The sequence below is a fragment of the Candidatus Dechloromonas phosphoritropha genome, from assembly GCA_016722705.1.
In the GTDB taxonomy this organism is placed as follows: domain Bacteria; phylum Pseudomonadota; class Gammaproteobacteria; order Burkholderiales; family Rhodocyclaceae; genus Azonexus; species Azonexus phosphoritrophus.
In genome coordinates this window covers 2,568,311-2,580,616 of sequence record JADKGN010000004.1, presented here as the reverse complement: position 1 = coordinate 2,580,616, position 12,306 = coordinate 2,568,311, and the positions used below count along the sequence as shown (strand labels likewise).

15 protein-coding genes are annotated in these 12,306 nt (G+C 63.3%); 4 read left to right on the top strand and 11 right to left on the bottom strand.

Annotated elements, in window-relative coordinates; genetic code table 11:
• The gene (sucC, locus tag IPP03_18225) at positions 1-1,161 is read right to left on the bottom strand and encodes an ADP-forming succinate--CoA ligase subunit beta (GenBank protein ID MBL0354485.1); all 1,161 of its coding nucleotides are present in this window, start codon (positions 1,159-1,161) and stop codon (positions 1-3) included.
• Positions 1,162-1,458: 297 nt separating this feature from the next.
• Here sucC and paaF point away from each other — a divergent pair, with 297 nt between their 5' ends.
• Complete coding sequence (paaF, locus tag IPP03_18220) at positions 1,459-2,754, top strand: phenylacetate--CoA ligase (GenBank protein MBL0354484.1); 1,296 nt, start codon at positions 1,459-1,461, stop codon at positions 2,752-2,754.
• Positions 2,755-2,757: 3 nt separating this feature from the next.
• Here the strand turns inward: paaF and IPP03_18215 are convergent, their stop codons facing one another.
• Positions 2,758-3,459, bottom strand: coding sequence for a fumarylacetoacetate hydrolase family protein (locus IPP03_18215; protein ID MBL0354483.1), 702 nt, complete (start codon positions 3,457-3,459; stop codon positions 2,758-2,760).
• Between the two features lie 161 nt (positions 3,460-3,620).
• On the opposite strand from IPP03_18215, the gene IPP03_18210 reads away from it, so the two are divergent.
• Positions 3,621-5,357 (top strand): hypothetical protein, encoded by a 1,737-nt coding sequence (locus IPP03_18210; GenBank protein MBL0354482.1) that lies wholly within the window; start codon positions 3,621-3,623, stop codon positions 5,355-5,357.
• On the opposite strand, the gene IPP03_18205 is transcribed toward IPP03_18210, so the two are convergent.
• Positions 5,354-6,100, bottom strand: coding sequence for a Nif3-like dinuclear metal center hexameric protein (locus IPP03_18205; GenBank protein ID MBL0354481.1), 747 nt, complete (start codon positions 6,098-6,100; stop codon positions 5,354-5,356). The two genes, IPP03_18210 and IPP03_18205, sit on opposite strands and share 4 nt — an antisense overlap.
• A gap of 14 nt (positions 6,101-6,114) precedes the next feature.
• On the opposite strand from IPP03_18205, the gene IPP03_18200 reads away from it, so the two are divergent.
• Together IPP03_18200 and IPP03_18195 are read left to right on the top strand one after the other, a co-directional pair.
• A complete protein-coding gene (locus IPP03_18200; GenBank protein MBL0354480.1) occupies positions 6,115-7,269 on the top strand; it encodes a Do family serine endopeptidase in 1,155 nt (384 codons plus the stop codon).
• A gap of 3 nt (positions 7,270-7,272) precedes the next feature.
• The gene (locus IPP03_18195) at positions 7,273-8,079 is read left to right on the top strand and encodes a class II glutamine amidotransferase (GenBank protein MBL0354479.1); all 807 of its coding nucleotides are present in this window, start codon (positions 7,273-7,275) and stop codon (positions 8,077-8,079) included.
• Here IPP03_18195 and tatC read toward each other — a convergent pair whose 3' ends face one another.
• The 8 genes from tatC to hisA form a co-directional block, all read right to left on the bottom strand.
• Positions 8,080-8,919 (bottom strand): twin-arginine translocase subunit TatC, encoded by an 840-nt coding sequence (tatC, locus tag IPP03_18190; protein MBL0354478.1) that lies wholly within the window; start codon positions 8,917-8,919, stop codon positions 8,080-8,082. It lies immediately after the preceding gene.
• Positions 8,916-9,320 (bottom strand): twin-arginine translocase subunit TatB, encoded by a 405-nt coding sequence (tatB, locus tag IPP03_18185; GenBank protein MBL0354477.1) that lies wholly within the window; start codon positions 9,318-9,320, stop codon positions 8,916-8,918. Before tatB ends, tatC begins: the two co-directional genes overlap by 4 nt.
• A gap of 68 nt (positions 9,321-9,388) precedes the next feature.
• On the bottom strand, positions 9,389-9,619 hold the full coding sequence (tatA, locus tag IPP03_18180; protein ID MBL0354476.1) for a Sec-independent protein translocase subunit TatA: 231 nt from the start codon (positions 9,617-9,619) through the stop codon (positions 9,389-9,391).
• Positions 9,620-9,628: 9 nt separating this feature from the next.
• Entirely contained in the window at positions 9,629-9,979 is a 351-nt protein-coding gene (locus IPP03_18175) for a histidine triad nucleotide-binding protein (protein MBL0354475.1), read from the bottom strand.
• A complete protein-coding gene (locus IPP03_18170; GenBank protein MBL0354474.1) occupies positions 9,976-10,338 on the bottom strand; it encodes a phosphoribosyl-ATP diphosphatase in 363 nt (120 codons plus the stop codon). Before IPP03_18170 ends, IPP03_18175 begins: the two co-directional genes overlap by 4 nt.
• A gap of 59 nt (positions 10,339-10,397) precedes the next feature.
• On the bottom strand, positions 10,398-10,799 hold the full coding sequence (gene hisI, locus IPP03_18165) for a phosphoribosyl-AMP cyclohydrolase (protein ID MBL0354473.1): 402 nt from the start codon (positions 10,797-10,799) through the stop codon (positions 10,398-10,400).
• Complete coding sequence (gene hisF, locus IPP03_18160; protein MBL0354472.1) at positions 10,796-11,554, bottom strand: imidazole glycerol phosphate synthase subunit HisF; 759 nt, start codon at positions 11,552-11,554, stop codon at positions 10,796-10,798. Before hisF ends, hisI begins: the two co-directional genes overlap by 4 nt.
• Entirely contained in the window at positions 11,554-12,294 is a 741-nt protein-coding gene (gene hisA, locus IPP03_18155) for a 1-(5-phosphoribosyl)-5-[(5-phosphoribosylamino)methylideneamino]imidazole-4-carboxamide isomerase (protein MBL0354471.1), read from the bottom strand. Before hisA ends, hisF begins: the two co-directional genes overlap by 1 nt.
• Positions 12,295-12,306: the final 12 nt, after the last annotated feature.

Below are 12,306 nucleotides of genomic sequence, written 5' to 3'. Positions count from 1 at the left end.
TTACTGGACCGCAGCGACGATCTTGGTGGCGGCATCGGCCATGGAATCGGCCGAAATGATGGGCAGGCCGGAATCCTTGAGAATCTGCTTGCCCATGTCTTCGTTGGTACCCTTCATGCGCACGACGAGCGGCACGCTGAGGTGGGTTTCGCGGGCAGCGGCGACGACGCCGGTGGCGATGGTGTCGCAGCGCATGATGCCGCCGAAGATGTTGACCAGAATGCCCTTGACCTTGGGGTTCTTGAGCATGATCTTGAAGGCTTCGGTGACTTTTTCGGTCGTCGCGCCGCCGCCGACGTCAAGGAAGTTGGCCGGCTCGGCACCGAACAGCTTGATCGTGTCCATCGTCGCCATCGCCAGACCGGCACCATTCACCAGGCAACCGATGTTGCCGTCGAGCGAGATGTACGAGAGGTCGAAATGGGAGGCTTCCAGTTCGTCGGGGTCCTCTTCGTCGAGGTCGCGCATGGCGACGATTTCTTCCTGGCGGTAGAGGGAATTGGAGTCGAAGTTGAACTTGGCGTCGAGCGCCTTGATGTTGCCGTTGCCCTCGAGGATCAGCGGGTTGATTTCCGCCAGCGAGGCATCGGTTTCCATGTAGCAGGTGTACAGTTTCTTGAATACATCCATCGCCTGCGCCCTGGAAGCCTCGGGAACGCCGATACCGTTGGCCAGCGTCTGCGCCTGCTCGTCGGTCATGCCGACCAGCGGGTTGATGAAGACCTTGATAATCTTCTCCGGGGTCTTGTGGGCGACTTCCTCGATGTCCATGCCGCCTTCGGACGAGGCCATCATCGCCACCGACTGCGTGGCGCGATCGGTCAGCGCGGCACAGTAATATTCGTGGCGGATGTCGGCGCCTTCCTCGACCAGCAGGTGACGGACCTTCTGACCGGCCGGGCCGGTCTGGTGCGTGACCAGTTGCATGCCGAGAATCTGGTTCGCGTACTCGCGCACTTGCTCTAGCGATTTCGCCACCTTGACGCCACCGCCCTTGCCACGGCCGCCGGCGTGAATCTGGGCCTTGACCACCCAGACACTGCCGCCCAGGGTTTCCGCTGCCTTGACCGCGTCATCGACGGACGTGCAGTGGATCCCGCGCGGAACCGTAACGCCGAATTTCTTCAGGATTTGCTTACCCTGATATTCGTGAATTTTCATGCGCTTTCCTTGCGTTTAGTTGAGTTGCGAGCGATGGGCGGCACGCTTGAAATCCCTGCGTTTCCACCCGGTAAATACCGAGATTCAGCCTGAAATTCTATCACAACCGCCACCATGGTCGTTTGCCGGAATTCATAATTATGGAGACCATTCAGCCCATGCAATCGGGGGATTGCGGGCCATGGCATGGCTCGCGGACGGGCGCGGTCGACCGGCAAAAACAGGGCAAATTGATCTGGCTCAAGCAGCGCCTCCGCCAACAGGGCGAAAATGCGCGGTTCAGGAGGGAATCAGACCATGAGCAAGGGCCTACACGCCATCGAAACCGCCAGTCGCGACGAGATCGTCGCCTTGCAGACCGAGCGCCTCAAGTGGACGCTGTGCCATGTCTACAGCAACGTGCCGCACTACAAGGCTGCCTTCGACGCCGCCGGCGTTCATCCAGACGATTTCCGGTCGCTGACGGATCTCGCGCGTTTCCCATTCACCAACAAGCAGGATCTGCGTGACAACTACCCTTACGGAATGTTTGCCGTGCCGCGCGAGGAGGTGGTACGCATCCATGCATCGAGCGGGACGACCGGTAAGCCGACGGTGGTCGGCTACACGCAGGCCGACGTCGACATGTGGGCCGACCTGATGGCCCGTTCGATCTACGCCGGCGGCGGCCGCAAGGGTGACATCGCCCACGTTGCCTATGGCTACGGGCTGTTCACCGGCGGCCTCGGCGCCCATTACGGGGCCGAGCGGCTGGGCTGCACGGTGATCCCGATGTCGGGCGGCCAGACCGAGAAGCAGGTGCAGCTGATCTGCGACTTCAAGCCGACCATCATCATGGTCACGCCATCGTACATGCTCAACATGGCTGACGAATTGCGCCGCCAGGGAATCGACCCGAAAAGCACCGCGTTGCGCATCGGCATGCACGGGGCCGAACCGTGGACCGACGCGATGCGCGCGGAGATCGAGACCACCTTCGGCATCGATGCCATCGATCTCTACGGCCTGTCCGAGGTGATCGGCCCCGGCGTCGCCTGCGAATGCGCCGAGGCCAAGGATGGCCCGGTGCTTTGGGAGGATCATTTCTTCCCCGAGATCATCGACGCCACGACCGGCGAAGTCCTGCCCGACGGCAGCCTGGGCGAACTGGTGTTCACCTCGCTGACCAAGCAGGCGATGCCGCTGATCCGCTACCGCACCCGCGACCTCACCCGCTTGCTGCCGCCGACCGCGCGCTCGATGCGCAGGATCGGCAAGATCACCGGCCGCTCCGACGACATGCTGATCATCCGCGGCGTCAATGTCTTCCCGTCGCAGATCGAGGAACTGATTCTCAGGCAGCCCAAGCTGTCGCCGCACTACATGCTGGAAGTGAGCCGCGACGGCCACCTCGACGTGATGAAGGTCAATGTCGAACTGAAGCCGGAGTTTGAATTCGCGAGCGGCACCGAGAAGGAATTCGTGGCGCATGACCTGCAGCACCACATCAAGTCCTACATCGGCATCACCGCCCGCATCGAAATCGTCGAGATCCGCGGTATCGAGCGCTCGATCGGCAAGGCACGGCGGGTCATCGACAGGCGCCCGAAGTAGGCTTCAGACGATCCGGGCGCGCAGCGTGCCGACGCCGTCGACACCGCCTTCCAGCACATCGCCGCGCAGCAACGGCCCGACTCCGGCCGGCGTCCCGGTGTAGATCAGGTCGCCGGCTTCGAGGCGCACCAACGTCGACAGATTGGCGATGATGTCGCCCACCTCCCACAGCATCGCCGCCAGATCGCCATCCTGGCGGATTTCACCATTGACCTTGAGCCAGATGCGGCCGCGCTTCAGGAACCCGGCCTGCGCGACGGGCCGGATCGTGCCGGCCACCGCCGACTGGTCGAAGCCCTTGCCCATGTCCCACGGATGGCCCTTTTCCTTGGCCCGGGCCTGGATATCGCGGCGCGTCAGGTCGAGGCCGACGGCGTAGCCAAAAATCAGGGCATTTGCCGCGTCGACCGTAACGTTCGTACCACCGGAGCCGAGGGCGACGATCAGTTCGACTTCGTGGTGCAGGTTGTTCGTTGCCGGCGGGTAGGCGATGCTGATCTCGCCCGTACCGCTGACCACGGCATCGCCCGGCTTCATGAAGAAAAACGGCGGCTCACGCCCATCGGCCTGATCGGTGGCGCCCATCTCGCGGGCATGATCGGCATAGTTGCGGCCGACGCAATAGACACGACGGACCGGAAAAGAGTCCGTGCCGCCGGTCACCGGGAGTGCCGCGGGGAGATGCGGGGGAAAGACGAAGGCCATGGCAACCCTTCCTGTTGAAGTGAAATTGACCGTCAGTGTGCAATAGTTAATGATGTTGGCGCCAGCCGACTGGTAAAATTGCTATTGGGATAACGGTCAGTGATCGAAAGCAGGGTATGGTGAATTCGAGAACATTGCGTTTGAGCGTCCTGAGTGCGGCATTGCTGTCAGCCACCCAGAGTTGGGCCATCGGGCTGGGTGACATCGTCCTGCACTCGCGTGTTGGAGAGCCCTTGCGCGCCGAGGTGCCGATCAACACCGAACCCGGCGAGACCATCGAAGCGAGTTGTTTCACCTTGGCGCCGCTGGGCGGATCCGACCTACCGGTCATTTCCGCTGGGCGGACCAAGCTGGTGCGCGAGGGCGATCGCTACCGCCTGCTGATTACCGGAAGCAAACCGGTTTCCGAACCGATCTTCCTAATCGGCGTGCGCGCCGCTTGCGGCATCGATCTGCAGCGCGACTACGTGCTGATGCCGCCCGAACCCCTCGTTCTCGCTAGTCCCGCCCCTGCCCCGGGCAATGACCTCGGTGCGCCAGTCGGCGGCACGCGCGGCCGCGGCGCGGCCAGCCAGGAATGGCGCGCCAGCGAAGGCGATACCCTCGAGAGCATCGCCGAAACGCTGGTCCCCGACAATCTGGCGCAGCAACGCCGGATGCTGGCCGCCCTCAAGCGCACCAACCCGAAGCTGAGCGGCCGTCCCGGTCTCGCCGATGGCACGCCGGTGGCGATACCGGATGTCAGACAACGTCTCGTAGCGGAGCGAGACACTCCGCCCGAGCCACGCCCGCGGCTGCGCAGCGAGGAGTCGCCTGCGCCACCGTCCCCGCCGCCGGCACCGTCCAGAATCGTGAAGCCGGTTGCCGCGCCCAAGGCAGGCGGAGTCGATCGCGTCCTGCTCGGCGCCCCGCCCGCCGAAATCGCGCCCGGGCAGAATGCCGTGTCTGCAAAGAGCAGCCGGGAAGAACTCGACGAGCGCATGCTGAAGGTGCAAGCGACGATCCAGTCACTCACGACGCAGATCGAAGCGCTCGACAAGGCACTCGCGCTGACCAGCGAAGCACTGGTGTTGCAGCAGAGGATGCAGGCCGCCGAGGCTGCCAGCGGCGGCCTGCCGGCCCCGATTGCCAAGCCTGCCGAGCTACCGCCCGCAGCCAGCGGCAACTGGCTGGAAGTACTGCTCAGCGCGCTGGCCGGCGGTCTGATCGCGCTCGGACTCGCCCACTTCCTTGGGCGCCGTCGCGAGCGTCGGGCTGAGGATGAGGTTCCGCTGGCCATCGCCAGGCCACCGCGACCGGCCACGCCCGCACCCGGTCCGGCGCCGATGGCGGAGCCTGTTGCCGTACCGGCCGGCGCGGCTGCGGGGGCCGCCGCGGCGGGCCTTCATCTAGACGCCTTTTCGCGGCCACCGGGCGACCTCAAGTCCGTCGACGTCAAATATAACCAGGATGAAAGCACCATCGCGCTGGCCGAAATCATGTTGTCCTTCGGGCGCCTGCAGGGCGCAACCGAAACGCTTGCCCGCCACATCGAGGAGAGCGCATCGGACAATCCCCGGCCCTGGCTGATGTTGCTCGACCTCTATCGGCGCGGCGGGTTGCGGGCCGACTATACGAAACTGCTGCCTGCCCTCAGGAAGAAATTCAACCTGCAGGTGCCCGCGTGGCAGGATCTGGAAATACCGGCGTCAGGACTCAAATCGCTCGAAGATTATGAACATGTGATCACGCGATTGACGGCCACGTGGGGCACCCAGAACTGTCTGGACTATCTGTACCGGCTGGTCCACGACAACCGCGAGGGCCAGCGTAGCGGCTTCCCGCTCGAGGTGGTCGAGGAAATCGTCCTCCTCATGCTGATTCTCGAGTCGGCTTACGGCCTGGAGCGCATCGTCTAGACCGGGTTGTCGAGGTCCACGAACTCGCACTGCAACCCGCAGTGCCGGTTGAGGTGGCCGGCGAGCGCGGCGACGCCGTAGCGCTCGGTCGCGTGATGGCCGCAGGCCAGGTACGGCACCCCGCTCTCGCGTGCCAGATGAACGGTCTGTTCGGAAATTTCTCCGGAAATGAAGGCATCGACGCCAAGTGCGATCGCCTGTTCGAAGTAATCCTGCGCGCCGCCCGTACACCAGCCAATCCTGCGCACCGGGCGCTCGGGATCGCCGATCAGCAGCGGCACGCGCGCCAGACCTTCGGCGATCCGCGCAGCCAGTTGACCTGCCGGGATCGGAGCGCCGAGGCTGCCGAGCCAGGCGATGTCCTGGTCGCCGAAGCGCCCTTCCGGCAACCAGCCAAGGCGCGCCGCGAGCTGCGCATTGTTGCCGAGATCGGGGTGCGCATCGAGCGGCAGATGGTAAGCGAGGAGGCTGATGTCATTGGCGAGCAGGGTTTTCAGGCGCTGCCGGCGGATGCCAATGATGCGGCCATCCTCACCCTTCCAGAAGTAACCGTGATGAACGAGAACGGCGTCTGCTCCGCGCGCCACGGCAATATCGAGCAACGCCTGGCTGGCGGTAACGCCGGCGACGATGCGCACAACCTCGGCGCGTCCTTCCACTTGCAGTCCGTTTGGGCAATAATCACGAAACTTCGCGGGCTGCAGCAGCTCATCCAGATACTTCACCAGTTGTTCCCGGTTCATCGATACGGTCTTTCATGCGCAGGTTGTGGCTGATTTTTGCACAAACGGTAACGGTTGCGGTCGCCATTCTCTTCGTGACCAGCACACTGAAGCCGGAATGGCTGCCTTCCCGCCCAGGCCCGGTCACCGTGCGCGAGGCGCCGACACCGCCAGCCGACGACGATAACCGGGGAACCGCTTCGTATCGCGAGGCGGCGCGCGCAGCCCTGCCCGCGGTAGTTCACATCTACACGACGCAGGCGGTCAGGAAGCAGCGCCACCCGCTGCTCGACGATCCCGCCTTCCGTCACTTCTTCGGCGAAAACCCCGACCTTCCGCCACAGCCGAATTCAGGTCTCGGATCGGGGGTCCTGGTCAGTGCCGACGGCTACATCCTGACCAACTTCCACGTCGTCGAGGCCGCCAGGGACATTCAGGTTTCGCTGAACGACGGCCACACCCACAAGGCGACGGTCATCGGCAGCGATCCCGAGTCCGACCTCGCCGTGCTGCAGATCAAGGCCGACAAGCTGCCGGCGATCACCTTCGGCCAGATGGAAACCCTGCGCGTCGGCGATGTCGTGCTGGCCATTGGCAACCCGTTCGGTGTCGGCCAGACGGTGACCATGGGGATCGTCTCGGCGCTCGGCCGCTCGCATCTCGGGATCAACACCTTCGAGAACTTCATCCAGACCGATGCCGCGATCAACCCGGGCAACTCGGGCGGCGCGCTGGTCGACATCAACGGCCACCTGGTCGGCATCAATACGGCCATGTACTCGCGCAGCGGCGGCTCGAGCGGAATCGGCTTCGCGATTCCCGTTTCCAGCGCCAGGAACATCATGGAGCAGATTATCCAGAATGGCGCCGTGACGCGCGGCTGGATAGGCGTCGAGGCACAGGAAATCACTCCCGAACTGGCCGAATCCTTCGGCCTGCCGGATAGCGAAGGGGCGCTGATTGCCGGCGTCGTCCGCGGCAGCCCGGCCGATGCCGCTGGCATCCGCCCCGGCGACGTGCTGCTGACGGTCGGCGACAAGCCGGTCAAGGATCCGCAGGTCATGCTCGACGTGATCGCCGAGCTCAAGCCCGACGAACGTTCGACCCTCCGCCTGCGCCGTGACAAGACCATCCTCGAAACGCAGGTCAGGATCGGCAAGCGGCCGACAATGCACACCGAGCAGGACTGAACCATGTGCCAGTTACTCGGCATGAACTGCAACGTGCCGACCGACATCTGCTTTTCGTTCACCGGCTTTCAGGCGCGTGGCGGCGCCACCGATGTCCATACCGACGGCTGGGGCATCGCCTTCTTCGAGGGGATGGGCACGCGCGTCTTCCTCGATCCCAAGCCTTCCTGCGCTTCGCCGGTGGCCGAATTGGTCCGCCAGTATCCAATCCGCTCGAAGAACGTCATCGCCCACATCCGCAAGGCAACGCAGGGCGGCGTCGGGCTCGAGAACACGCACCCGTTCATGCGCGAACTGTGGGGCCGCTACTGGATCTTTGCCCACAATGGCAACCTGCTCGATTTCGCGCCCGAACTCGACGGCAACTGCGTACCGGTCGGGGTGACCGACAGCGAGCGCGCCTTCTGCTGGCTGCTGCAGCGCCTGCGCCGGCGCTTCGCCAGCACGCCGCCCGAGCGCGCCGAATTGTTTGCCGCGATTCATGAACTGACGCTGGAAATTGCCTGCCACGGCGAATTCAACTTCCTCCTTTCCAACGGCGACTGGCTGTTCGCGCATGCGTCGACCAAGCTCGCCTACATCGTTCGCCAGGCACCCTTTGCCCAGGCCCACCTGAAGGACCAGGATGTGACTGTCGACTTCAGCGACGTGACGTCTCCCGAGGATCGCGTCGCGGTGATCGCCACACTGCCGCTGACCGACAACGAAATCTGGGAAACCATGCCGGCCGGGACGCTGTGGTGGTTCGAGGAAGGAGTTCCGGTGCAGACGCGTGAAACGGTACCTGGACCGGAGCGCAAAGCGGCCTGACTACTTGCCGGAGAGCTTGCGGAATTCCTCCTCCGCGCTGTCCATCTCGGTATCGATTTTTGCCCCGGATTCGGGGTCGACCGCAACCGGCTCCGCTGGCGCCGGTCTGGAGACAAAACGCGCCGCCAGGATGCCCAGTTCGTAAAGCAGGCACATTGGGATCGCCAGCGCCAGTTGCGATACCACATCGGGTGGCGTCACCACGGCGGCGACGATGAAGGCGCCGACGATGAAATAGGAACGCCACTCCTTCAGCTTTTCCACTGTCACCACGCCCATCTTGACCAGCACGACGAGCGCCACCGGAACTTCGAAGGCGACGCCGAAAGCGAGGAACATGGTCATCACGAACGACAGGTAGGCCTCGATATCAGGAGCCGGCGTGATGCTTTTCGGCGCAAAGCTGGCAATGAAGCTGAAGACCTGCCCGAAGACGAAGTAGTAACAGAAGGCGATGCCGAGCATGAACAGGAGAGTGCTCGAAATAATCAGCGGAATGCCAAGCCGCTTTTCGTGCGCATAGAGCCCTGGCGCGATGAAAGCCCAGGCCTGGTAGAGGATGAACGGCAGGGCCGCGACGAAGGCGACCATGGCGGTCACCTTGAGCGGCACCATGAACGGCGTGATGACGCCGATCGCGATCATGTTCGTGCCTTGCGGTAAGGCTGCGGTGAGCGGCGCCGCGAGAAAGTCGTAGATGGCCGCCGGCCCCGGATAGATGGCCAGGATGCCGAGCATGACCGCGACCGCGATCACGCTGCGCAACAGGCGGTCGCGCAGTTCGACGAGGTGCGACATGAACGATGTTTCGTCCGGCGAATCCTGCACTGGATCGCTCATGCGGCAGGCTTGTCCGGTGGGTCGGCAGCAGGCTTGCCAGGCTGGTCGGCGGCTGGCGGTTCGGGCGCGGCGGTTTCTTCACCGAGTTGCTTCGCTGCATCGTCCAGTTCGGCAGCCGCCGCCTGGGCCGGCACTTCGACGGCCGAGCGCGCGTCGTCGAATTCCTTGCGTACCGAATCTTCGATCGAGCGTGCCGATTCGGTGACCTCGGTCTGCAGCTTCTTCAGTTCGTCGAGCTGGATTTCGCGACTGATGTCAGACTTGACGTCATTGACATAGCGTTGCGCACGACCGAGCAGATGGCCGAGCGTGCGCGCCACCTTGGGCAGCTTCTCCGGCCCGATGACGAGCAGGGCGACGACGCCGATGATCATGAGTTCGGAAAACGCGATATCGAACATGAGAGTGGACCGCTGGACAACCGCGGGACGCGGAACCGCTCACGCGGCACGCCACGCCGGCAAGCCGATCAGGACAGGGTCTTTTCCTTCACTTCGACGTCGATGGTCTGCCCGCCGACCTTCTCGGGCGGTGCACTGGCGGCCGGCTGGTCGGTCGCCGCGGCGTCCTTCATGCCGTCCTTGAAGCCCTTGACCGCGCCGCCGAGATCCTGCCCGACGTTGCGCAGTTTCTTGGTGCCAAAGATCAGCATCACAATAACCAGTACGATCAACCAGTGCCAGATGGAAAAACTACCCATATCTGTCTCCTAGAGGCGTTTGAGCATGGGGCCAACCGGATCCGGTCCGCCCACGACATGCATGTGCAGGTGAGGCACTTCCTGATTCCCCACCCGCCCATTGTTGATGATGACGCGGAAGCCGTCCGGGCTACCCTGCGCCGCTGCGATTTCGTTGGCCTTGGCCAGCATGGCGCCGAGTACCGGAACATCGTCCGCGGTTGCCGTCGCCAGCGAAGTAATGTGCCTTTTCGGTATCACCAGAAAGTGGACCGGGCGCTGCGGATAAAGATCCTTGAAGGCAAGGATTTCGTCGTCCTCGAACACCTTCTGGCAGGGAATGCTGCCAGCGACGATCTTGCAGAAAATGCAGTCGTTCACTTGTGGCCGTCCTTCGCCTTCTTATGGTGATCGTGGCCGGTGCCTCGCGACTTCTTCTCGTCGATGCCGGAGATACCTTCGCGGCGGCGCAGTTCCTGCAACACGTCATCGGCACCCAAGCCGTAGAACGCGAGAAGCACCATGAGATGGTAGACCACGTCGGTCGATTCCCAGACGATTTTCAGGCGTTTGCCCTCCTTGCCGGCCATGATCAACTCAAAGCATTCCTCACCGATCTTTTTCAGGATGGAATCGGGACCGTTGGCGAAGAGTTGTGCCGTGTACGACGATTCCGGGTCGGCGTGGCGGCGGGCTGCAAGCGTTTCGGAGAGACGGTGCAGGACATCATACTTACCCATCTTTTCCATCTTCTCCACCTTTTCAATGGGTTCCGACTTGTCTGTGTCTTCTGACTTGCTCATCTTGCGTAGATTTCCTTAGGGTCTTTTAGAACCGGATCGACGGGAACCCAGCGTTCCCCATGCAACTCGTTGAAAAAACAGCTTGCGCGCCCGGTGTGGCAGGCGATCCCGCCCACCTGCTCGATCGCCAGCAACAGCACGTCGCCGTCGCAATCGGTGCGGATGGATTTCACTTTCTGGAAGTGGCCCGATTCCTCACCCTTGCGCCACAGACGCTGCCGTGAACGCGACCAGTATACCGCGTTGCCGCTGCGCACGGTTTCCTGCAGCGAATCGCGATTCATCCAGGCGAACATCACGATCCGCCCGCTCTCGCCCTGGGCGATCGCCGGAATCATGCCGTCGGCGTCCCACTTGAGCGCGTCGAGCCACGGCAGCGCGGGGTCGAGATCGCTCACAGGCGCACTTCGATGCCGCGCGCCGCCATGTATTCCTTGGCCTGGCGTACCGTGTATTCGCCAAAATGGAAGATCGACGCGGCGAGCACGGCATCGGCGCGCCCCTCGCTGACGCCATCGACGAGGTGCTGCAGGTTGCCGACACCGCCGGAGGCGATGATCGGAATCTTGACGGCATCGGCGACGGCGCGGGTCAGCGCCAGATCAAAACCGTTCTTGGTCCCGTCGCGGTCCATGCTGGTCAACAGGATTTCCCCGGCGCCGAGCATTTCCACCCGTTTTGCCCAGTCGACCGCATCGATTCCGATATCGTTGCGCCCGCCATGCGTGAACACATTCCACTTGCCGGGCGCCATCTGCTTGGCGTCGATGGCGACGACGATGCACTGGGAACCGACCTTGCTTGACGCGTTGAAGAGCAGATCGGGGTCGTTCACCGCGGCAGTGTTCATCGACACCTTGTCGGCACCGGCATTCAACAGACGGCGGACATCCTCAACCTTGCGCACGCCGCCGCCGACGGTCAGCGGAATGAAGACCTCCGCCGCGCAGGCCTCGACGATGTGCAGGATGATGTCGCGCTGATCGGACGACGCGGTGATGTCGAGGAAGGTAATTTCGTCTGCCCCCTGCTCGTCGTAGCGGCGGGCAATTTCGATCGGGTCGCCGGCATCACGCAGGTCGACGAAGTTGGTGCCCTTGACGACGCGGCCGGCGGTGACATCGAGACAGGGAATGATGCGCTTGGCGAGCATCAGGCGCTGCCGGCATCGGCGGCTTCCTGCACGGCCTTGAAGTCCAGCGAACCGTCGTAGAGGGCGCGCCCGGCGATGGTCGCGAAGATCCCCTCGGCTTCGAGCGCACAGAGCTGGCGGATCTCGTCGAGCGAGGACAGGCCGCCGGAAGCGATGACCGGAATGGTCAGCGCTTGGGCCAGACGCAGGGTGGCGTCGATGTTGATGCCCGACAGCATGCCGTCACGACCGATGTCGGTATAGATGATGGCCTCGACGCCGTAATCCTCGTACTTCCTGCCGAGATCGACGACATCGTGGCCGGTCAGCTTGGACCAGCCGTCGGTCGCCACCCTGCCGTCCCGGGCATCGAGACCGACGACAATGTGACCCGGAAAGGCCGTACAGGCATCGTGCAGGAAACCGGGATTCTTGACCGCCGCGGTGCCGATGATGACGTAAGTCAGGCCATCGTCGAGGCAGCGCTCGATGGTATCGAGGTCGCGAATGCCGCCGCCGAGCTGCACCGGAATGTCGTCGCCGACTTCGCGCAGGATCGCCTTGATCGCCGGTTCGTTTTTCGGCTTGCCGGCAAAGGCGCCGTTGAGATCGACCAGATGCAGGCGGCGCGCGCCCTGATCAATCCAGTGCCGGGCCATTTCGGCCGGACTGTCGGAAAAGACGGTGGCCTGGTGCATCAGGCCCTGCTTAAGACGGACGCACTGGCCGTCCTTGAGATCGATGGCGGGAATAATCAGCATGGGAATTGGATA